This is a genomic window from Streptomyces monashensis, assembly GCF_001866665.1.
Taxonomy (GTDB): domain Bacteria; phylum Actinomycetota; class Actinomycetes; order Streptomycetales; family Streptomycetaceae; genus Streptomyces; species Streptomyces monashensis.
This window is the reverse complement of sequence record NZ_MLYO01000012.1, coordinates 86071-107449: the sequence shown is the minus strand read 5'-3', so window position 1 is coordinate 107449 and position 21379 is coordinate 86071. Positions and strand designations below refer to the sequence as shown.

Genomic DNA, 21379 nt, shown 5'->3' with positions numbered 1-21379 from the left:
CCCTGTAGGGAGTTGAAATCATGGCCCCGAGCGCCATGAGCCGTGGCAGAGACAACTGGATCGCCTCTCTCTCCGAAGCCCAGCCGGTCCCGTACTGGCTGGAAGACCCTGGAAAGCCGCCCGCCGAGCCCGCCCTCACCGGCACCGACACCTGCGACCTGCTGGTCGTGGGCGGCGGATACAGCGGGCTGTGGACCGCACTCAACGCCAAGGAGCGCGACCCGCAGCGCGACGTCGTGCTCCTGGAAGGCCGCGAGGCGGGCTGGGCCGCCTCCGGCCGCAACGGCGGCTTCTGCGCCGCCTCCCTCACCCACGGCCTGCCCAACGGCCTGACCCGCTGGCCCGACGAGATCGGGAAACTGGAGGAGCTGGGCCGGCGCAATCTCGACGAGATCGAGGCCGCGATCGCCCGGCACGGCATCGACTGCGACTTCGAGCGCACCGGCGAGATCGACGTCGCCACCGAGACCTACCAGGCCTGGGAACTGAAGGACTGGCACCGGGAACTGGTGGAGAAGGGCCTCGCGGACGGCATCGAGTTCCTGGACGCCGACGCCGTGCGCGAGCAGGTGAACTCGCCGACCTTCGAGGCGGGCCTGTGGGACCGCCGGGGCGTGGCCATGCTGCACCCGGCGAAGCTCGCCTGGGGCCTGAAGCAGGCCTGCATCAGGCTCGGCGTGCGGGTGTACGAGCACACGCCCGCGCTGACCCTGAAGAGCTACGGCGGCGGAATGGCCGTACGCACCCCGTACGGCCAGGTCCGCGCCCGCCGGGTCGCGCTCGGCACGAACATCTTCCCGAGCCTGCTGCGCCGCGTGCGCTCCTACACCGTCCCGGTCTACGACTACGCGCTGATGACCGAGCCGCTGACCGCGGAGCAGCTCTCGGAGATCGGCTGGAAGAACCGGCAGGGCCTCGGCGACAGCGCCAACCAGTTCCACTACTTCCGGCTGTCCGCCGACAACCGCATCCTGTGGGGCGGTTACGACGCGGTCCACCACTACGGCGGCCGGGTGCGCGCGGAGTACGACGACCGGCCGGAGACCTACGCCAAGCTCGCGGGCCACTTCTTCACCTGCTTCCCGCAGCTGGAGGGCGTCCGCTTCACCCACGCCTGGGGCGGCGCGATCGACACCTGCTCGCGCTTCTCGGCGTTCTTCGGGACCGCGCACGAGGGCCGGGTGGCGTACGCGGCGGGGTACACCGGGCTCGGCGTCGGAGCCACCCGGTTCGGCGCGGACGTGATGCTGGACCTGCTGGACGGGGAGCGCACCGAGCGGACGGAGCTGGAGATGGTCCGCAAGAAGCCGCTGCCGTTCCCGCCGGAGCCGTTCGCCTGGACCGGCATCGCCCTCACCAAGTGGTCCCTGGCCCGCGCGGACGCGCACGGCGGCCGGCGCAACCTGTGGCTGCGGACGATGGACCGGCTGGGGCTGGGCTTCGACAGCTGACACCTTCTCCGTGGGGTGTGACCCAGATCACCCCATCGGGTGCGCGGAACCCGCGTAATGCCCCGAGGCGGGCTCCCTCTCCCCTGCTGACGCGACCGCGTCGACAGGAAGAGCAGGGAGGCCTTCTTGATGACTGGGGCGAAGACGGCCGCCGAATGGCTGGCATCCGTCGCACCGGATCCCGACACCTGCCGCCGGGAATGGGAACGCAACCCCCTCGGGGTCGCGCTGCTGCCCGCCGGCAGGGCCTGGGACGTACTGATCCTGCCCGGTGGCCTCGGCTACCCGACCCTGGACGTGCTCACCCGGATCCTCGACCGGCCCGGCCCGGTCCTCGTCGACTTCGGCGACGACCGGGCCGGCTTCTTCGTGGCACCGGGCACCGCGGCCCGCTGGGTCGGCACCGGCATCCGCACCGCCGGCCCCGGCACCTGGATCGTCGTACCGCACCCGGCCCGGACGGCCGGGGGGTGTCGTTCGGATCAGGCCGGCTATGAGGAGCGGCGCCTGCCCGCCGACCCGAGCGGGGTCTGGGGCGTGCATCTGCAAGGCGGAGGAGGGAGTCGACGCGGAGCGTCGGCGAGTGACGACAACGTCGCAGATGTGCGTGCCAGGGCCCGCGACGCCGGGATGATCCAAACGACACCCCCTGGAGGAGTGCGCTGGCTGGTGCCGCCGGACGGCTCGGGCACGCTGACCGACCCCGCACTGCTGGAACTGGCGATGCACGAGGCGGCGGCGGGGCTCGCCGGGAGTGGGGGATGGGGTGCGGGAGGGGGCGGGGACGGTTAGGGCCGGGTTGCCGGAGGTTCCGGCGGGGGTGGCCGGACACCTTGACAACCAGATTGGTCTGGACCAAGTTGAGTGCGTTCCCGGAGCGGCCGCTCCGCTCGTCCAACTCCCCTGACACCGGAGGCCCTTGTGGACCGCGCCAGACCTCCAGGACCCCTTCTCGCGCTGCTCACGGCCGTGGCCCTGGCCGTCCCCGGCGTCACCGCGCTCTCGTCGGCCGCCCGTGCGGCCGACGCGGACGTCGCGACGAACGGCGGCTTCGAGTCCGGCCTCACCGGCTGGACCTGTACGGCCGGCACGACGGTCGACTCGCCCGTGCACAGCGGACGTTCGGCGCTCCAGGCGACCCCGGCCGGCAACGACGACGCCCAGTGCGCGCAGACGGTGACCGTCCAGCCGGACTCGACGTACACGCTGTCCGGTTACGTCCGCGGCTCCTACGTCTACCTCGGCGCGACCGGCACCGGCACCACCGACGTCTCCGCCTGGACCCAGTCCGCCCCCGACTGGCAGAAGCTGAGCACCACCTTCACCACCGGCGCCACGACCACGAAGGTGACCGTCTACACCCACGGCTGGTACGGCACCGGCGCCTACTACGCCGACGACATCTCCCTCATCGGTCCCGGCGGCAGCGGCACCGGCACCGGACAGCCGCCCGCCGCCCCCGCCGGCCTGACGGCCGGATCCGTCACCTCGTCCTCCGTGGCCCTGTCCTGGTCGGCCGCGACCGGCGCCACGAGCTACACGGTCTACCGCGACGGCGTGAAGTCCCAGACGGTGACCGGCACTTCGGCCACCGCCACGGGGCTCTCGGCGGCGACGGCGTACAGCTTCCAGGTCACGGCGAGCAACGACGCGGGAGAGTCCGCGAAGTCGGCGGTCGTGACGGCGACGACGGGCACCGATGGGGGCGGGGGCGGCGGCGGATCGGCGGACCTGCCGGCGCACGCCCTGGTCGGCTACCTCCACTCCAGCTTCGCCAACGGCTCCGGCTACACCCGCCTCGCCGACGTCCCCGACAGCTGGGACGTCATCGACCTGGCCTTCGGTGAGCCCAGCTCGCCCACCTCCGGGGACATCCACTTCACCCGCTGCCCGGTCACCGACTGCCCGAACGCCGAGTCCGACGCCGACTTCAAGGCGGCGATCAAGGCCAAGCAGGCGGCCGGCAAGAAGGTGCTGATCTCGATCGGCGGCCAGAACGGCCAGGTCCAGCTGACGACCGCGGCGGCCCGCGACGCCTTCGTCTCGTCGGTCTCGGACATCATCGACACCTGGGGCCTGGACGGCCTGGACATCGACTTCGAGGGCCACTCGCTGTCCCTGGACACGAACGACACGGACTTCAAGAACCCCACGACACCCGTGATCGTGAACCTGATCTCGGCCCTGAAGACCCTGAAGGCCAGGTACGGCCCGAGGTTCGTCCTGACCATGGCCCCGGAGACGTTCTTCGTGCAGAACGGCTACCAGTACTACGGCACCGGCAAGTGGGGCGGCCAGGACCCGCGCTGCGGGGCGTACCTCCCGGTCATCCACGCCCTGCGCGACGACCTCACGCTCCTGCACGTCCAGGACTACAACTCGGGCCCGATCATGGGCCTGGACAACCAGTACCACTCCATGGGCGGCGCCGACTTCCACATCGCCATGACCGACATGCTGCTCACCGGCTTCCCGGTCGCCGGCGACCCGGGCAACGTCTTCCCGCCGCTGCGCCCCGACCAGGTGGCGATCGGCATGCCGGCCTCGACCGAGGCGGGCAACGGCTACGTGGCGCCCGCCGAGGTCACGAAGACCCTGGACTGTCTGACGAAGAAGACCGACTGCGGCTCGTACCAGACCCACGGGACCTGGCCCGCGCTGCGCGGTCTGATGACGTGGTCGGTGAACTGGGACCGGTACGCGAACTGGGAGTTCCAGAAGAACTTCGACGCGTACTTCGGCTGATCACCAGGCTGAGGCCGGTCAGCAGCACGGTGCACAGGCACCAGCTGGCCACCACGTCCAGCGGCCAGTGGTACCCGTGCCGGACCAGGCCGTACGACACGCCGAGGACCAGGGCCGCACAGAGGGCGACCAGGGTGCGGCGGGTGGCCGTGGAACGCAGCCAGGGCAGCAGGAGCAGCGTCGCGGAGCCGTAGGCGACGGCCGCCGTGGCCGTGTGCCCGGAGGGGAAGTAGCCGACGGCCGGGGGCATCACGGGGGTCCCCGGCCGCGCGGTCCAGTCCTTCAGCGGTACGACGACCACCGGGAGCAGCGCCATCAGGGCGGCCGCGGCGGCGGGCGGCAGCCACCAGCGCTCGGCACCGGCACGCCGGCCCCGCCACAGCACATGGGCGAGGGCGATCACCAGTACCGGCACGGCGACCTGGACGTCGCCGAGGTCGGAGAGGACCTCGGAGAACGTGTCCGGACGGACCAGGGCCCGGCTGACCCGGGCGTCCAGGCGCAGCAGAGGGCCGTGCGCCACGACCTGCCAGGTGAGCAGGGCGAAGAGCACGGCCGGCAGGAACAGCAGCGGGGCGCGGCGGACGAGGGTCGACACGGCGCCAAGCTTCGCAGACGGGGCGTGCGGCGCGGAGAAGGAGGTCGGCCGCCCCGGAACAGGGGGGGTGGTTCCGAGGCGGCCGTCCGGATCGGAACGTCGCGCGCCCCGGGGGGTTTGGGGCGGCGACCGTCCGATCGGTGAGGAGATCCCGGAGCCGTCAGGCGCCGGATGTGTGCGCGAGGGCACGACCAGGTCGAAGCTGGGGAGGCCCCGGCCTGAAATCGCCCACAGTCCCCTGTGGACGGGGTGTATCTCTCATCTGCCTAGAACCTACGGCAGGCGGGCGCGCTTGGGCAGACGGAACCGCGTCCCGTCATCCACCTCGCACACCTTCTTCACACGGCCTGCCGTACGTCACGTCGGCAGTGCGCGCACCGGTGGCTCAGATGCGGGCGAAGGCCTGCTCGATGATGTCGAGGCCCTCGTTGAGGAGGTCCTCGCCGATGACCAGCGGGGGCAGGAAGCGCAGCACGTTGCCGTAGGTGCCGCAGGTCAGCACCAGCAGGCCCTCGGCGTGGCAGGCCTTGGCGAGCGCCGCGGTGGCCTCCGGGTGCGGCTCCTTGGTGGCCCGGTCCTTGACCAGCTCGATCGCGATCATCGCGCCGCGTCCGCGCACGTCACCGATGACGTCGAACTTCTCGGCCATGGCGGTGAGGCGCGCCTTCATGACCTCCTCGATGCGCTTGGCCCTGCCGTTGAGGTCCAGCTCCTTCATGGTCTCGATGGCACCGAGCGCACCCGCGCAGGCGACGGGGTTGCCGCCGTACGTGCCACCGAGCCCGCCGGCGTGGGCGGCGTCCATGATCTCGGCGCGGCCGGTCACGGCGGCGAGCGGAAGCCCGCCCGCGATGCCCTTGGCGGTGGTGATGAGGTCGGGCACGATCCCCTCGTCCTCACACGCGAACCACTGCCCGGTCCGGCAGAAGCCGCTCTGGATCTCGTCGGCGACGAAGACGATCCCGTTGTCGTTGGCGAACTTCACGATCTCCGGCAGGAAGCCCTTGGCCGGCTCGATGAAACCGCCCTCGCCGAGCACGGGCTCGATGATGATCGCGGCGATGTTGTCCGCGCCGACCTGCTTGCTCATCTGGTCGATGGCCTGCTTGGCGGCCTCGGGACCGGCGTTCTCCGGCCCGGTCGGCCAGCGGTAGCCGTACGCCACCGGGACCCGGTACACCTCGGGCGCGAACGGCCCGAAGCCGTGCTTGTACGGCATGTTCTTGGCGGTGAGCGCCATGGTGAGGTTGGTGCGCCCGTGGTACCCGTGGTCGAACACCACGACCGCCTGCCGCTTGGTGTGGGCGCGCGCGATCTTGACAGCGTTCTCGACGGCCTCGGCGCCGGAGTTGAACAGCGCGGACTTCTTGGCGTGGTCGCCCGGGGTCAGCTCGGCCAGCGCCTCGGCGACCGCCACGTAGCCCTCGTACGGGGTGACCATGAAACAGGTGTGGGTGAAGTCGGCGAGCTGGGCGGAGGCGCGCCGTACGACGGCCTCGGCGGAGGCGCCGACGCTGGTCACGGCGATGCCGGAGCCGAAGTCGATGAGGCTGTTGCCGTCGACGTCCTCGATGACGCCGCCGCCGGCACGGGTGACGAAGACCGGCAGCGTGGAGCCCACGCCCTGCGCGACCACGGCGGTGCGGCGGGCCTGCAGCTCCTGCGACTTCGGACCGGGGATGGCGGTGACGACGCGGCGCTCCTGCGGAAGTGCGGTCATGAGGACTCCTGATGATCTTGCGTACGGGCGTGGTGTCCGGCGTCCCGAACGGTCCGGGGCCGTGCGTTTTCGGCCGCTTACATGTCTTTCTTCGCAGGCTAGGGCCGGGAGCGGGGGGTGGGCATGCTCCATGTGGGCGTTGTCGGCACGGTTCCTTGTCCGCGTTGGACATAGCCGCTGGCCCGGATTCCACCGGGTCGCGCGGCCCCGTCGGCCCCGTAATCGGTGAACTCCCCCTGCGGGGGCGTTAGATTGACTCGCTGAGGGTGGACGGAACGGCTGGTCAGGGGGCAAGGGCGATGGACAGCGACGGCACACGCGACGCACGCGGCACGCATGCCCCTCCGGTACCGCACCCGGCTGGGCCGTTGGAGGGAGGGGACGTTCCACCCCGGCCGTCCCGCGCACCCGACGTGCCGCCGCCCCGCACCGCCCAGCACGCGCACTCCCCCCACGGTGCGCCGTCCCGCGCGCCCGTCGCCGAGTGGCTCGACCAGCCGCGACCGGCCGTCGCGCCCGGCATCTGGCGTTACGGCTACCGCCCGCCCAAGGCCGCCCGCCCCGCCCAGCGGCTGGCCCCCGTCACCATCGTCGGCTTCGCCGTGCCCCTGGCGGCCGGGCTGCTGCTGTGGTCGCTGTGGCGGCACGGCAGCCTCCCCTATCAGTGGACCGTCCTCAAGCTGCTCACCCCGGACGGCTGGTGGTGGGGCGGCACCACGTCGCCCAAGAACTTCAAGGGCGCCGAAGCCCTCACGGTCGCCGACGGCGTGGTCTTCGCGATCCTCGTCTACGCCATGGCACGCCTGGGCAGCTGGGGCGACATCGTCCGGCACGTCGTCGGCCGCCGTGCGCAGCCCGCCCGTGCCCTGCTCGCCGCGCTCGGCGCGCTGATCGCGCTGGCCTTCGTCTTCCCGACCTGGTTCGGTCTCGGCTGGGACCCCCTCCCCGTGCTGGATCCGCTGTTCTCGCTGATCGTCCTGATCACCGGCGACTACAGCGTGTTCGCCTCGGAGTGGCTCACGGACGGGCTGTACACGCTCGTCACCGTGCTGGTGCTGTGGCCCTTCGCCCGGCTCGGCGGCTGGCGGCCCCTCGCCCGGGAGGCGCTCGCCGCGCGCGGGCGGGCGAAGGCCGGCCAGACCGTACCGACGGCCGTCGACCGGCGGCCGTCGCAGTGGCCCGAGCTGCGCGAGGCCGGTCAGCACCAGGCGGCGGACCTGCTCGCCGCCGAGGTGGAGGCCGGCCGGATGAACGACGTGGACTGTGCGCGGGTCGGCCACATGTGGACCGTGGCCCGGGCCCGGGCCCGGGTCTCGTCCTTCTCCGACACCGTCCTGCGCGAGGGCGCCGCGGCCTGGACCCATCCGTCGGGCCACCGCGACCTGCCCGGCCGTACCGGCCGGCACGATCTGCTGGCCGGACAGGTACGCGTCGGGCAGTGGGTCGCGGGAGAGCGCACCCCGCGCGAATACGGCGGCGCGGGGGCCGCACTCGCGCCGGACACTCTCGGCACCTCGCTGCTGGCCGTCGGCCCCTCCGGCGCGGGCAAGACCCGCCATCTGATCCAGCCCGTCGTCGAGTCGCTCGGCCTGCAGGCGCTCGCCGGACAGTGCGCCGTCGTCGCCGTCTGCGCGGCCGGCACCCCGCTCGGCCCCGACTCCGCCCACGACGTCGTCGTACGCCTCGGCGACCCCGCGTCCGTCCACGACCTCGACCCGTACGCCGAGTCCGAGGATCCCGACGAGGCGGCCGCCTTCCTGGCCGAGGGGCTCGTCGGTGATCTGGACACGGTGAGCGGGCAGCGGGCGGTCACCGCGCTCGCCCAGCTCCTCGGCCCCTACCGGGCGGCACACGGCCGCTTTCCGGCCCTGCCCGTGCTGCGCGAACTGCTGGAAGGGGAGCCGTCGGCGCTGGCGGCGCTGCGCGCGGCACTCGCCGGCGACGAGCACGGCGCGATGCGCCGCGAACTCGAGGCTCGCGCCCGGCAGTCGGGCAGTGCCGGTGACCCCGGCCCGGTCCTGGCCGACCGGCTCGCCGTGCTGGACCGCCCGGCGTTCGCCGAGTTCTTCGGCGCGGACGGTGCCGGTACCCGGCCGTTCTCGCTGCGCGCCGTCGCCCACCATCCGCTGCGGGTCCGTATCGACCTGCCCGAGCGCGGACACGAAGAGGCGGGACGGATCGTCACCCGGCTGGTGCTGGCCCAGTTCGGCGCCGTCGCGCTGGCGGGCGAGCGCACCCACTTCGCCTGCCTCGTCCTGGACGACGCCACCGGCGCGGTGACCACCGAGTCCCTGCGCCGCATCCCGCGGCTGCGTTCGCGCAACGCGGGCGTCGTGCTCGCCCTGCGCACCGTCGGCGACGTCCCCGAGGCGCTGCACGGACCGCTCTACGCGGCCGTCGGCTGCCGGATGGCGTTCTCCGGGGTGGCCACGTGGGACGGCGGCAGGTTCGCGGACGCCTGGGGCACCGAGTGGGTGGAGACCCGGGACGTGGCCCAGCACACCGTCTTCGCGAACCAGCCGATGACCCGCGCGATCCACGCCCTGCGCAAGCTGATCACCGGCAAGGCGGTGACGACCGAGGCCGTCACCGTCCGGCAGGTCGAGCGGGAGCGGTGGTCCGCTTCGGAGTTGGCGCACGCGGTGCCCGCGGGGCATGCGGTGTTGTCGTTGACCAGCGTGCGAGGGGAGCACGCGCCGCCGCTGCTCGTGGATCTGCGGGGGTGAGAGGGCGGCGCCGGATCGTACGGTGAGGCAGAATCGGGGTGGGCCGTTCATACGCGGCGGCCAAAAGATCGCCGAGATCCCCGAGATCGCCGGAACCGGCGGACGCCTCTCACCGTGAAGGACCCATGCCCCCCACGCTCGCCTCGCTCGTCCACCACTCCGCGCTCAAGCTGACCGTGCGCGCGGGCGAGGACCACCTCGACGTGCCCGTCCGCTGGGCGCACGTCAGCGAGCTGGCCGACCCCGTGCCGTACATGGAGGGCGGCGAGCTGCTGCTGATCACCGCCCTCAAACTGGACGCGGAGGATCCGCAGACCATGCGGCGCTACGTGAAGCGGCTGGTGGGGGCCGGCGTCGTGGGGCTCGGGTTCGCCGTCGGGGTGAATTACGAGGAGATTCCCGAGGCGCTCGTCGACGCCGCGCGCGAGGAGGGGCTGCCGCTGCTGGAGGTGCCGCGGCGCACGCCGTTCCTCGCCATCAGCAAGGCCGTCTCCGCCGCCATCGCCGCCGACCAGTACCGGGCCGTCACGGCGGGGTTCGCGGCACAGCGCGAATTGACCAAGCAGACGCTCAACGCCGGCCCCGAGGGGCTGCTCGGCGCGCTCGCCGCGCAGGTCGACGGCTGGGCAGCCCTGTACGACGCCTCGGGCGCCGTCGTCGCCGCCGCGCCCGAGTGGGCGGGGCGGCGGGCCGCGCGGCTGACCGCCGAGGTGGAACGGCTGCGGGAGCGGCCCGCGCCCGCGTCCTCCGTCGTCGGCGGGCCCGAGCACGAGGACCGGGTCGAACTGCACTCCCTCGGCACGGGGCGGCGGCCGCGCGCCGCGCTCGCCGTCGGTACCGCCACCGCCCTCGGCACCGCCGAGCGCTACGCCGTGCACTCCGCCATCGCCCTGCTCACCCTCACCACCGAACGCTCCCGCTCCCTGCACGCGGCCGAACAGCGCGTCGGCGCGGCCGTGCTGCGCATGCTGCTCGCCGGGGAGCCCGACCACGCCCGGGCCGTCGCCGGAGACCTGTACGGCGGACTCCTCGACGCGCCGTTCCGGATGGTCGTCGCCGAGTCCGCCTCCGGTACGGCGGCACGGGCGCACGCGGATGCCCACGGCCGTACGGCCGCCGTCACCGACAGCGGTGGTGATTCGCTGGGCGCGCTCGCGGAGAGCGTGGAGTCCGCCGCCGCCCGCTCCGGCGAGGCCGTGCTGGTCGTGCCCGAGGGGGAGCGGCTGGTGGTGCTGGCCGCCGACGCGGGCGCGGCCGTGGCCGCCTGCACCCGGTACGCGGCGGCGCTGGAGGCCGCGCGGGCGGCGGCCGAGCGGGCCGGGGGCGACGAGGCGGAGCTGGTCGCGGGCCTGTCGGCGCCGGCCGGGCCGATCGCCGCGGCCGCCGCCTACAAGCAGGCCGAGCAGGCGCTGTCGGTGGCCCGGCGGCGCGGCCGGGTGCTGGTCGAGCACGAGCGGCTGGCCGCCGGGTCGGTGCTGCCGCTGCTGGCCGACGACGCGGTGAAGGCGTTCGCCGACGGGCTGCTGCGGGCGCTGCACGAGCACGACGCGACCGGCCGCGGCGATCTCGTCGACTCGCTGCGGGCCTGGCTGTCGCGGCACGGACAGTGGGACGCCGCCGCCGCGGACCTCGGCGTGCACCGGCACACCCTGCGGTACCGGATGCGCAGGGTCGAGGAGATCCTCGGGCGGTCCCTGGACGACCCGGACGTGCGGATGGAACTGTGGCTCGCCCTGAAGGCGACCTCACCGGAGTGACCGGCCGGCCCCGGCCGTTCGCGGCGGCGGGGTCCGGCCCGCTCGCGCTGTCCGCCGGGGACGGCTCGGCCGGGGCCGGGCGGACCGGTCCGGTCGCGCTCGGCGCCGTCGTGGAGCCCGGGATCTCCGGCACCGGCCTCGGCCCCGCCTCGACCGCCGTCGGCCGCCACCGTCCGGCCGGGCCCCACCGGTCGTCTCCACCGCTCTCGGCGCCCTCGCCCTCCGGCCCGTACCCCGCCAATACGGCGCACCCCCCACCCCGACTGCTACGAGTCGGACAAGCGACCGTCGGCCGCCCCAGCCCTACCGTGGAGCACGAAAGCCAAGCACACCTCCAACGCGGAAGGGCCGGGACTCGAAACTATGACTTCCACCCACGCCTTCTGGCTCGCCGGCCGCCAGGTCACCGGCGAGGACACCCTCGACGTCACCTCCCCGTGGGACGGCCGGCTCGTCGGCAAGGTCGCCGTGCCGAGCGACGCCCAGGTCGAGGAGGCCGTGGCCGCCGCGTACGCCGTGCGGGACGAGTTCGCCGCCACCCCGGCCCACGTGCGCGCCGCCGCCCTCGACCACGTCAGCAAGCGGCTGGTCGAGCGCGCCGAGGAGATCGCCCAGCTGATCTCCGCCGAGAACGGCAAGCCCATCAAGTGGGCCCGCGGCGAGGTCGGCCGTGCCGTCTCCGTGTTCCGGTTCGCGGCCGAGGAGGCCCGCCGGTTCAACGGCGGCGAGGCCCAGCGGCTCGACACCGACGCCGGCGGCCAGGGCCGCCTCGCGCTGACCCGCCGCTTCCCGAAGGGCGTCGTGCTCGGCATCGCGCCGTTCAACTTCCCGCTGAACCTGTGCGCCCACAAGATCGCCCCGGCGATCGCGGCCGGTGCGCCGATCATCCTGAAGCCGGCCCCGGCGACCCCGCTCTCCGGGCTGATCATCGGTGACCTGCTCGCCGAGACCGAGGGCCTGCCGGCCGGTTCGTGGTCGATCCTCCCGGTCGCCAACGACAAGATGCCCGCGCTCGTCCAGGACGAGCGGCTGCCGGTCATCTCCTTCACCGGTTCCGAGAAGGTCGGCTACGCGATCATGGACTCGGTGCCGCGCAAGCACTGCACGCTGGAGCTGGGCGGCAACGGCGCCGCGGTCGTCCTCGGCGACTACGCCTCCGACGCCGACCTGGACTGGGCCGCGACCCGCATCGCGACCTTCTCCAACTACCAGGGCGGCCAGTCCTGCATCTCCGTGCAGCGCGTGATCGCCGACGCGTCGGTCTACGACCGGCTGCTGCCGCGCATCGTCGCCGCCGTCGAGGCGCAGAACACCGGTGACCCGAGCGACGCCGCGACCGATGTCGGCCCGCTGGTCAGCGAGGACGCGGCCAAGCGCGTGGAGTCCTGGGTGGCGGAGGCGGTCGAGGCCGGTGCCCAGCTGCTCACCGGCGGCAAGCGCGACGGCGCCGCCTACGCGCCGACCGTGCTCACCGACCTCCCGGCCGACACCACCCTCGCCCGCGAGGAGGTCTTCGGACCGGTCCTCAGCGTGCAGAAGGCGGACGGCGAGGCCGAGGCGTTCGCCGCGGTCAACGCCTCCAAGTACGGCCTCCAGGCGGGCGTGTTCACCCGCGACCTCCAGGCCGCCTTCCGTGCCCACCGCGCCCTGGAGGTCGGCGGCGTGGTGATCGGCGACGTCCCGTCCTACCGCGCCGACCAGATGCCGTACGGCGGCGCCAAGCAGTCCGGCGTGGGCCGCGAGGGCGTCAAGTTCGCGATGGAGGACTACACCTACGAGCGCGTGCTGGTTCTCACCGGTCTCGCGCTCTGACCTGCCACGGACAGGTCGGACGAGACGGCCGCGGCCCACTGTGCGGGGGCCGCGGCCGTTCGTGTGCGCGGGGAACGGCCGTTCGCGTTTCCGCTGAATGATGTGATCCGGTAAAGGATTCGGCATCCGCCGGTCAATAATCTTGTTCTGTGCATGACTCACCCGTGGGGTTGCGTGTCGACTAGGGCGACCGATCTACGTCCGACTTCGGACCACTCAGGGGAACACATGCACATAGCCCGTACCGGGCGCGGCCTCGCCGCCACCGCCGCCACCGCCGCACTGGTCGCCGCAGGTCTGGCGACCGTCTCCTCGGCCGGCGCCACCACCGCCGCGCCCGCCGGCGTACCGCACACCTTCGCGCAGCCGGCCATCGCGGGGCACACCCTCGCCCGTGACGTCGCGAGCCCCCTCCCCATCGCGCAGTGCCAGGCCAAGTGGCACATCAACTGCTACAACCCGCTCCAGTACAGAACCGCGTACAACCTCAACGCGCTGTACAAGAAGGGCATCACGGGCAAGGGGCGCACGATCGTCATCGTGGACTCGTTCGGCTCGCCGACGATCCAGCACGATCTCGACGTGTACAGCAAGCAGTTCGGGATGAAGAGCACCAAGGTCAACGTGGTCAAGTGGGGCAAGGTGCCCCCGTTCGACCCGAAGAACTCCGACATGACCGGCTGGGCCGGCGAGACCACGCTGGACGTCGAGATGGCACACGCCGTCGCGCCCGACGCCAGGATCGTGCTGGTGGAGACGGCCGTCGCCGAGACCGAGGGCACCACCGGTCTGCCGGAGATGATGGACGCCGAGAAGTACATGATCGACCACGGGGTCGGCGACGTCATCAGCCAGAGCTTCGGCGCCACCGAGAACACCTTCCCCGGCTTCGACAAGGGCGACTTCTCCAGCATCAAGAAGCTGCGGTACGCCTTCGAGGACGCCGCCCGCAAGCACGTGACCGTCCTCGCCTCCTCCGGCGACGGCGGCGCGACCGACGCCACCGCGGACGGCAAGGGCTTCTACAAGTACCGCGTCAACTCCTGGCCCTCCGCGGACCCGCTGGTCACCTCCATCGGGGGCACCCAGCTCCACCTGAACGACAAGGGCGAGCGGGTCAAGCCGGACAGCGTCTACAACGACAACGGCGCGGGCGGCGGCGGACAGTCCCACGTGTTCACCCGGCCGGCCTTCCAGAACGGCGTGAAGAACGTCGTCGGCACCCGCCGCGGCACCCCGGACATCTCGATGGCCGCCGCGGTCAACGGCGGTGCCTGGTTGTACTCCAGCTACGACCCGACCGCCACCGGCTGGGACGTCAGCGGCGGCACCAGCGAGGCCAGCCCCCTGTTCTCGGGCATCGTCGCCCTCGCCGACCAGGCGGGCGGCCACCGGGTGGGCGACATCAACCCGGCCCTCTACACCCTGCTGGGCCGCAAGGGCTCCGGCATCGTCGACGTCAACGACGGCACCGACAACAGCTACCAGGGTGTCAAGGGCTACAAGGCCGTCGACGGCTACGACATGGCCACGGGCGTGGGCACGCTGAACGCCCTGACCTTCGTGCCGGCTCTCGCCCGCGCGAGCCGCGGCTGACGCTCCTCCTGAGCAGGTGAAGGGGCCCGGCACCGCTGCCTTTCGGTGCCGGGCCCTTCCCTTGCCGCCGGTCTCCTCCGGACCCTCAACCGGAGAAGCCGACGTGCGCGAGCCGCAGCGGGCCGCGCAGCCTGAGACGGACGTCGTGCACGCCCTCGGCGACGAGACCGGCGCCCAGCGTGGTGTAGGCGTACGGGCCGTCGGTCGGGGTGTCCAGGCGCAGGGTCGCGAGCACCGGGCCGCCGTCCAGGGAGAGTTCCAGGACGCCCTCGCCCGCGAGCCGCGCGGTCACCTCCGTCACGCCCGGCCCGAAGTCGCAGGCACGGTAGACCAGTTCGGCCGTCGCGCCGTGCGCCGCGGTCACCGCGTCGCCCGCCGTCCGGGTCCGGTCCACGATCGCGACGCCCGACTGATCGTCGAAGTCCACGCCCGCGAGGCCGCGCCGGACCACCGGACGCGGGGCCGGCGCGGCACCGTCCACGTGCACGGTCGTGCGCAGCCGGATGTCCTCGCTGGACGCGCCGACCAGCAGGTCGTACGGCCCGCTCTCCAGGCGCGGGCCGCCGAGTGCCACGTCCCAGAACTCCAGCGCGGACAGCGGGACCTCGAAGGACACCTCGGCCCGCTCGCCGGGCGCGAGACCGAGCCGGCGGTGGGCCAGCAGCTCCCGGCGCGGCCGGGGCGCCGACGGGTCCACGGCCCGCCCGTAGAGCTGGACCACCTCGTCCGCCGCCCGGTCCCCGGTGTTCGTCACCGTGCAGCGGACGCGGAGCGCGCCGTCCGCGACGCGGGCCGCGAGATCGCCGTAGCCGAAGGACGCGTACGACAGGCCGTGGCCGAAGGGGAACAGCGGGACGCCGTCGAAGTAGAGGTAGGTCTGGCGCCCGCCGATCACGTCGTAGTCCAGCAGGTCGGGCAGGTCGGCGTCGGCGGCGTACCAGGTCTGCGGGAGCCGGCCCGCGGGGGAGACGTCGCCGGCCAGGACGCGGGCCAGGGCCGTGCCCGCCGCCTGGCCGCCGTGCGCGGTCCACAGGACGGCCGGCAGCCGGGCCACGTCGACCGCGTACGGAAAGGCCGAGGTCAGGGCGAGTACCGTGCGGGGGTTCGCGGCGCGGGCCGCGCGCAGCAACCGCCTCTGGTGTGCGGGTAGTTCGAGGGTCGTACGGTCCTCGGTCTCGCGCCCGCCGATGTGCGGGTCGTTGCCCGCGACCACGAGCACCACCTCCGCCCGCTCCGCCGCCCGGACCACGGCGTCCTCGCCCCGCTCGACCGTGATCACCTCGAAGACGTCACCGGAGCCCTCGGCGTCGGCAACCTTCACGCCGTCGGCGGCGACCTGGACATGGCGCCCCGTGCCCAGATGCCTGAGGAGGTGACCGTCGTGGTGCGGTTCGAGGCGGAACGTCTCCTGGACCACCCAGCCGCCCGGCTGGTCGGCGGAGGCGCGGACGTAGCCGTCGTCGGCCACCGACAGGTACCGGCCGTCCGGCGCGCGCAGGGTCAGCACGCCCTCACCCCAGTCCACCAGCGCGAACTCGGTGCCGGCCACATCGGTGGTGAGCGGCGGCAGATCGGTGCGGCCGGCCAGCAGCGCAGGGTCGAGCGCGCCCCCGACGCCCCGTGCCTCGTCCTGCGCGTCCGTGGGCGGCACGTGCAGGAACGTCCCGGCGGTGGTGCGCAGCCGGACCCGGTCCACGCCCTCGGCGAACTCCACACGCGCGGCGCCGAACCGCTCGTACAGGCCCTCCAGCGGGGTGGAGCGGTGCAGGAGGCTGCCGCTGTACCAGTCCAGCTTGCACTCGTCGGCGAGCAGACCGACCACCGCGATCCGGGTGTCGGGTGCGAGCGGCAGCAGGTCCTCGTCGTTCTTCAGCAGCACGACCGCCTGCTCGGCGGCCTCCCGCGCGAGCTCCCGGTGCGCGGCGGTGTCGAACTCGCCGGTGTCCGCGTGCGGATCGTCGTGTGGGTCGAACTCGCCGAGCCGGAAGCGGACGGAGAGCTGGCGGCGTACGGCGGTGTCGATGTCGGCCTCGGTCAACAGGCCCTGCTCGTAGGCCCTTTCGAGGCGCCCGGTGATCCGCGAGGCGTCCGTGCCGTGGTCGGTGAAGCTGTCCACGCCGGCCAGCAGGGCGGCCGCGACGGCCTCCTCGTGGGTGTCGAAGTAGTGCTCTGCGTCGACCAGGTTGGAGGGCGCGCCCGCGTCCGAGCAGACCAGCAGCTCCTCCTCGGTCCAGGTGCGCAGGGGGTCGCGCAGATACGGCGAGACGTGGTTGGGGCGGCCGTTGACCCGGTTGTACGCGGGCATCACGCCGGCCACCGCGCCCGCCTCGACCGTGTCGCGGAAGGCGCGCAGGTCGTACTCGTACAGCACGCGCGGGCGGACGGAGACGGAACAGGTGGCCCGGTCCGTCTCGTTGTTGTGGGCCAGCCAGTGCTTCAGGACCGGTGCGGTGCGCCAGTACAGCGGATGGTCGCCGCGCAGGCCGTGCGTGTACGCCGTGGCGATCGCCGAGGTCAGCCTCGGGTCCTCGGAGTACCCCTCCTCGTTGCGGCCCCACAGCGGGTGGCGCAGCAGATTGACCGTCGGCGACCAGACGTTGAGGCCGACCCTCTCGTCCCGCGCCCGCATCGCGCGGACCTCCCGGGACACCGCCTCGCCGACCCGCCGCACCAGCTCCGGGTTCCAGGTCGCGCCGAGCCCGACGGCCTGCGGGAACACCGTCGCCGGGCCCATCCAGGCAACCCCGTGCAGTGCCTCCTGGCCGGTGCGGAACGCGGCGACGCCGAGGCGCTCGACGGCCGGCGCGAACTGGTGCAGGAAGGAGATCTTCTCGGCCAGGGTGAGCCGCGCCAGCAGGTCGTCGATGCGCTTCGCGAAGGGCAGACGCGGATCGCGGAACGGCGGGGCGGACGGCGGGTCAACGGTCACGAGCGGTTCCCCTTGCGGATGGAGCGACACGACGCTTTCGAAGCGCTTCGATGCTCGGACGGGCAAGGCCGGAGTGTCAAGGTGCCGTGCGGGAAGAACACACGTATACGGCCGAACTCGCAAGGGGTGTTGGCGCTCGCGCGAAAGGCCCCGCGCATCGCGGAAATCTTGGGAACGACCCTTGTGCGCCCTCAGGTGTTCACTTAACCTCGCAGCAATATCGAAGCGCTTCGACTGACTTCGAAGGGTTGACGCAATGACGCCGAACGCCGCCTCCGCCACCTCCGCGCCCGGCCGGAGAGGATCTCCCAGCCGGCGGAGCTTCCTCGCCTCCACCGCGGTCGCCGCCGCGGCGGTCGCCGGGGGCATGCCGCTGCTCAGCGCCTGCGGGGCGTCGGACAGCGGGTCCGGCGGCGGTACCTCCGGGGGCAAGGGGGAGACGAAGCTGCTGCCGACCTATGTCGCGAACAACGTGGTGACCCCGGACATCCCCGCGAAGAACGGCTCGGCGATCGGCTTCACCGGCAAGACGGACCTGGCGGCCCTGAAGACCTCGGTGCCGAAGAAGCTCGGCAAGGGCGGCAAGGTCACGATCATGTCGCCGTTCTGGGGCTCCCCGCCCAAGAGCGACAACGCCTACTACCGGGCGATGAACGACATGATCGGCGTCGACGTCGTCTGGCAGAACCAGGACGGCAACACCTACGACCAGAAGCTCGGCGCCGTCCTCGCCTCCAGCGACGTCCCCGACGTCGTGGTCGTCCCGAGCTGGAACATGGGCGGCAAGATACCCACCGCCATCATCAACAAGTTCGCCGACCTCGGCCCCTACCTCTCCGGCGACAAGGTCAAGGACTACCCGAACCTCGCCGCCATCCCGACCGACGCCTGGCGGCGCTGCATCATCGGCGGCAGACTGCGCGGCCTGCCGCAGCCCGCCCCGTACGTCACCGGCATCGTGCCCTTCTACCGCAAGGACATCTTCGACAAGCAGGGCTACCACGTGCCGCGCTCGGCCGACGAGTTCACGGCCCTGTGCAAGGAGATCACCGACGCCAGGGCCAAGCGCTGGGCGTGCATGGACATGAAGTGGACCGCGTTCCAGATCTTCGGCGTGCTCTCGGGCAGCGAGAAGCCGCTCGGCTGGAACCTCGTCGACGGCAAGATGATCAACCGCATCGAGACCGAGGAGTACCTCGAAGCGCTGGAGTGGACCCGCAAGCTCTTCGCCGCCGGATACGTCCACCCCGACGCCCTGATGGGCAAGAACGCCCCCGACCCGGGACCCAAGTTCGCCGCCGGCGAGTTCCTGATCTACCCCAACAACATCAGCCAGTGGTGGAGCCGCACCGCCGAACAGGCCGCCCAGAACCCGTCGTACAGGATCTGGGGCATGGACATCTTCGGCCACGACGGCGGCGATCCGCGGCTGTGGGCCGAACAGCCCGCCGGCATCTTCGCTTTCGTCAACAAGAAGGCCTCGGAGTCCGTGATCCGCGACGTGCTGGCCGTCGCCAACGTCACCGCGGCGCCGTACGGCACCAAGGAGTACATGGCCACCAACTACGGTGTCCAGGGCGCCGATTACACGGTCAGGAACGGTGTGCCCGTCAAGACCACCCAGGGCAACAACGAGGTGCTCAACGCCTACGTCATGGTCGCGAGCCCCGCCGCCACCGAAGCCCACCCCGACTTCCCCGACGTCGCCAGGGCCCAGGTCGAGTGGCAGCAGCGGATGGGCGCCTTCACCAGGAAGTCCAGCTTCTACGGCCAGATGATCAGCGAGCCGGACCGCTACACCGACCTCGGCAACGACTTCGAGCAGCTGGAGGACGACATCACCCGCGGCCGCAAGAAGATCAGCGACATGCAGCAGGCCGTCTCCGACTGGAAGAGCAAAGGCGGGGACAGACTGCGCGACTGGTACAAGAAGCTGCTCGACGAGAACGGCACGGCGGCCGGCTGAGGCGAGGCACGAGGCGAGGAGACGGCCGTGTCCCACAGCACGGTGCCCCGGAGCAGGGCCGGGGCGGACGACAGGGCGGGCAGTTCCCGGGAGGAGGCGGCGAACGGGAAGCGGACGGTGAGCCGAAAGAAGGCGGGGAGCGGGAAGAAGACAGGGAGCGGGAAGCCGAGCCTGCGCCGCAGATTCGGACGCGACCGCGTCCTGCTGCTGATGACGCTGCCCGCGGTCCTGCTGATCCTCGTCTTCAACTACGTGCCGATCCTCGGCAACATCGTCGCCTTCCAGGACTACAACCCCTACGTCAGCGACAACGGCATCGTCTCGATGCTGCACAGCGCCTGGGTGGGCCTGGACAACTTCCGGCAGATCTTCGCGGACTCGGCCTTCTGGAGCGCAGTCAGGAACACCCTGGTCCTGTTCGTCCTCCAGCTCGTGCTGTTCTTCCCCGTGCCGATCCTGCTCGCGCTGCTCATCAACAGCGTGGTCAGACCGCGCGTGAGGGCGTTCGCCCAGGCCGTGCTCTACCTCCCGCACTTCTTCTCGTGGGTGCTGGTCATCGCCGTCTTCCAGCAGCTCTTCGGCGGCGCGGGCGTGTTGTCGCAGCTGCTGCGCCGGCACGGGTACGACGGGCTGGACATCATGACCAACCCGTCCACCTTCAAGTTCCTCGTCACGGCCGAGGGGGTCTGGAAGGACGCGGGCTGGGGCATCATCATCTTCCTCGCCGCACTGGCCTCGGTCAGCCCCGATCTGTACGAGGCGGCGGCGATGGACGGCGCCGGCCGCTGGCGCCGCATGTGGCACGTCACGCTGCCCGCACTGCGCCCGGTGATCGCACTGCTGCTGGTGCTGCGGGTCGGCGACGCGCTGACCGTCGGCTTCGAGCAGATCCTGCTGCAGCGCGACGCCGTCGGACCCGGCGCGGCCGAGGTCCTCGACACCTTCGTCTGGTGGAACGGCGTCCGCAACCAGGACTTCGGCTACGCGGCCGCCGCCGGTCTGATCAAGGGCGTGGTCAGCCTCGGCCTGGTCCTCGCCGCGAACAAGGTGGCCCATCTCATGGGCGAGCAGGGGGTGTACAAGAAATGACCGCCGTCATCGACAAGCCGCCCGTCCGGGAGCGGCCGCCGTCCCGGTGGGCCGCGCCGCCCCGCCCGGTGTGGGAGGAGGAACCGGGCGGCGCCGGTCTCGCCGGCAAGGGCCTCGTCCTGACCCTGGCCTGCCTCGGCATCCTCTTCCCGCTCTGGATCGTGATCGTCACCAGCCTGTCGTCCCGAAGGACGATCGACCAGGCGGGCGGGCTGGTGATCATCCCGAAGGGGATCACGTTCGTCGCGTACCGGGAACTGCTCAGCGGCGGCCAGGTCACCCGGGCCACGGTCATCAGCGTCCTCGTCACCCTCGTCGGCACGCTGTTCTCCATGACCGTGTCGGTCCTGTGCGCCTACGGCCTCTCGCGCATCGGCACGCTCGGCCACCGCCTCCTCCTCATGTTCCTGCTGGCCACGATGTTCTTCAGCGCGGGCCTGATCCCGACGTACCTGCTGGTCCAGTCCCTGGGCCTGACGAACAGCTACCTCGCTCTCATCCTCCCGAGCGCGGTGAGCGTCTTCAACATCCTTGTCCTGCGCGGGTTCTTCATGGGCATCTCGCAGGAACTGATCGACAGCGCGCGCATCGACGGAGCCGGGGACTTCCGGATCCTGTGGCAGATCGTCATGCCCCTGTCCCGCGCGGTCCTGGCCGTCATCACCCTCTTCTACGCGGTGGGCTACTGGAGCGCCTGGTTCAACGCGTCCCTGTACCTCAACGACCAGGACAAGATGCCGCTCCAGAACGTCATGATCCAGCTGGTCCAGAAGCAGCAGGCGCCGGTGGGGCTGGGACAGGCCATCAAGACGGGCGAACTGTCCGGGCTGGCCGTGCAGATGGCCGTGATGGTCATGGCCCTGCTGCCGGTGACGGTGCTGTCGCCGTTCGTCCAGAAGCACTTCAAGAAGGGGATGCTGACCGGGGCGGTCAAGGGCTGAGCCGAGCCTCCAGGCGCTCACCCGCCCAGCCTGCGCGGGCACGCGACCC

Annotated in this window: 11 protein-coding genes and 2 pseudogenes; 10 read left to right on the top strand and 3 right to left on the bottom strand. The window is 72.0% G+C overall.

Translation table 11 applies throughout. The annotated features are described in order from the left end of the window. Positions 1-20 precede the first annotated feature (20 nt). The 3 genes and pseudogenes from BIV23_RS05235 to BIV23_RS05225 all read left to right on the top strand — a co-directional run bounded on the left by BIV23_RS05235 (position 21) and on the right by BIV23_RS05225 (position 4196). The gene (locus tag BIV23_RS05235) at positions 21-1451 is read left to right on the top strand and encodes an NAD(P)/FAD-dependent oxidoreductase (RefSeq protein WP_071379554.1); all 1431 of its coding nucleotides are present in this window, start codon (positions 21-23) and stop codon (positions 1449-1451) included. Positions 1452-1580: 129 nt separating this feature from the next. Further along, positions 1581-1922 (top strand): annotated as a pseudogene (locus BIV23_RS05230) (hypothetical protein); the annotation flags it as partial. A gap of 450 nt (positions 1923-2372) precedes the next feature. Further along, positions 2373-4196, top strand: coding sequence for a chitinase (locus BIV23_RS05225; protein ID WP_071379553.1), 1824 nt, complete (start codon positions 2373-2375; stop codon positions 4194-4196). On the opposite strand, the pseudogene BIV23_RS53845 reads toward BIV23_RS05225, so the two are convergent. Both BIV23_RS53845 and gabT read right to left on the bottom strand, forming a co-directional pair. Continuing rightward, a pseudogene (locus BIV23_RS53845) lies at positions 4138-4794 on the bottom strand (phosphatase PAP2 family protein); the annotation flags it as partial. The gene BIV23_RS05225 and the pseudogene BIV23_RS53845 sit on opposite strands and share 59 nt — an antisense overlap. A 385-nt stretch (positions 4795-5179) precedes the next feature. Next, positions 5180-6514 carry a 4-aminobutyrate--2-oxoglutarate transaminase gene (gene gabT / locus BIV23_RS05220; RefSeq protein ID WP_071379552.1) on the bottom strand — a complete coding sequence of 445 codons (1335 nt, stop codon included), beginning with the start codon at positions 6512-6514 and terminating at the stop codon, positions 5180-5182. 299 nt (positions 6515-6813) lie between these two features. On the opposite strand from gabT, the gene BIV23_RS05215 reads away from it, so the two are divergent. The 4 genes from BIV23_RS05215 to BIV23_RS05200 all read left to right on the top strand — a co-directional run bounded on the left by BIV23_RS05215 (position 6814) and on the right by BIV23_RS05200 (position 14405). Continuing rightward, the gene (locus BIV23_RS05215) at positions 6814-9240 is read left to right on the top strand and encodes a type IV secretory system conjugative DNA transfer family protein (protein ID WP_071379551.1); all 2427 of its coding nucleotides are present in this window, start codon (positions 6814-6816) and stop codon (positions 9238-9240) included. A gap of 125 nt (positions 9241-9365) precedes the next feature. Further along, positions 9366-10997, top strand: a complete 1632-nt coding sequence (locus tag BIV23_RS05210; RefSeq protein WP_071379550.1) for a PucR family transcriptional regulator — start codon at positions 9366-9368, stop codon at positions 10995-10997. A gap of 363 nt (positions 10998-11360) precedes the next feature. After that, a complete protein-coding gene (locus tag BIV23_RS05205; protein WP_071379549.1) occupies positions 11361-12809 on the top strand; it encodes an aldehyde dehydrogenase family protein in 1449 nt (482 codons plus the stop codon). A gap of 228 nt (positions 12810-13037) precedes the next feature. Continuing rightward, on the top strand, positions 13038-14405 hold the full coding sequence (locus BIV23_RS05200; RefSeq protein WP_071379548.1) for a S53 family peptidase: 1368 nt from the start codon (positions 13038-13040) through the stop codon (positions 14403-14405). Positions 14406-14490: 85 nt separating this feature from the next. Here BIV23_RS05200 and BIV23_RS05195 read toward each other — a convergent pair whose 3' ends face one another. Further along, positions 14491-17334, bottom strand: coding sequence for a glycoside hydrolase family 3 C-terminal domain-containing protein (locus tag BIV23_RS05195; protein WP_071379547.1), 2844 nt, complete (start codon positions 17332-17334; stop codon positions 14491-14493). A gap of 256 nt (positions 17335-17590) precedes the next feature. Between BIV23_RS05195 and BIV23_RS05190 the strand changes: the two genes are divergently transcribed. Genes BIV23_RS05190 through BIV23_RS05180 form a run of 3 tightly spaced genes read left to right on the top strand, consistent with a single transcriptional unit; the run spans position 17591 to position 21330 of the window. After that, positions 17591-19300, top strand: coding sequence for an extracellular solute-binding protein (locus BIV23_RS05190; RefSeq protein ID WP_071379546.1), 1710 nt, complete (start codon positions 17591-17593; stop codon positions 19298-19300). A 27-nt stretch (positions 19301-19327) separates the two neighbouring features. Beyond that, on the top strand, positions 19328-20389 hold the full coding sequence (locus BIV23_RS05185) for an ABC transporter permease (protein WP_071379545.1): 1062 nt from the start codon (positions 19328-19330) through the stop codon (positions 20387-20389). After that, positions 20386-21330, top strand: a complete 945-nt coding sequence (locus BIV23_RS05180; protein ID WP_071379544.1) for a carbohydrate ABC transporter permease — start codon at positions 20386-20388, stop codon at positions 21328-21330. Before BIV23_RS05185 ends, BIV23_RS05180 begins: the two co-directional genes overlap by 4 nt. The last annotated feature ends 49 nt before the right edge of the window (positions 21331-21379 follow it).

Excerpts from the sequence above, each read along its gene's own strand:
- BIV23_RS05235 (WP_071379554.1), top strand. The coding sequence starts at position 21 with ATGGCCCCGAGCGCCATGAGCCGTGGCAGAGACAACTGGATCGCCTCT.
- gabT (WP_071379552.1), bottom strand. The coding sequence starts at position 6,514 with ATGACCGCACTTCCGCAGGAGCGCCGCGTCGTCACCGCCATCCCCGGT.
- BIV23_RS05215 (WP_071379551.1), top strand. The coding sequence starts at position 6,814 with ATGGACAGCGACGGCACACGCGACGCACGCGGCACGCATGCCCCTCCG.
- BIV23_RS05210 (WP_071379550.1), top strand. The coding sequence starts at position 9,366 with ATGCCCCCCACGCTCGCCTCGCTCGTCCACCACTCCGCGCTCAAGCTG.
- BIV23_RS05205 (WP_071379549.1), top strand. The coding sequence starts at position 11,361 with ATGACTTCCACCCACGCCTTCTGGCTCGCCGGCCGCCAGGTCACCGGC.
- BIV23_RS05200 (WP_071379548.1), top strand. The coding sequence starts at position 13,038 with ATGCACATAGCCCGTACCGGGCGCGGCCTCGCCGCCACCGCCGCCACC.
- BIV23_RS05190 (WP_071379546.1), top strand. The coding sequence starts at position 17,591 with ATGACGCCGAACGCCGCCTCCGCCACCTCCGCGCCCGGCCGGAGAGGA.
- BIV23_RS05180 (WP_071379544.1), top strand. The coding sequence starts at position 20,386 with ATGACCGCCGTCATCGACAAGCCGCCCGTCCGGGAGCGGCCGCCGTCC.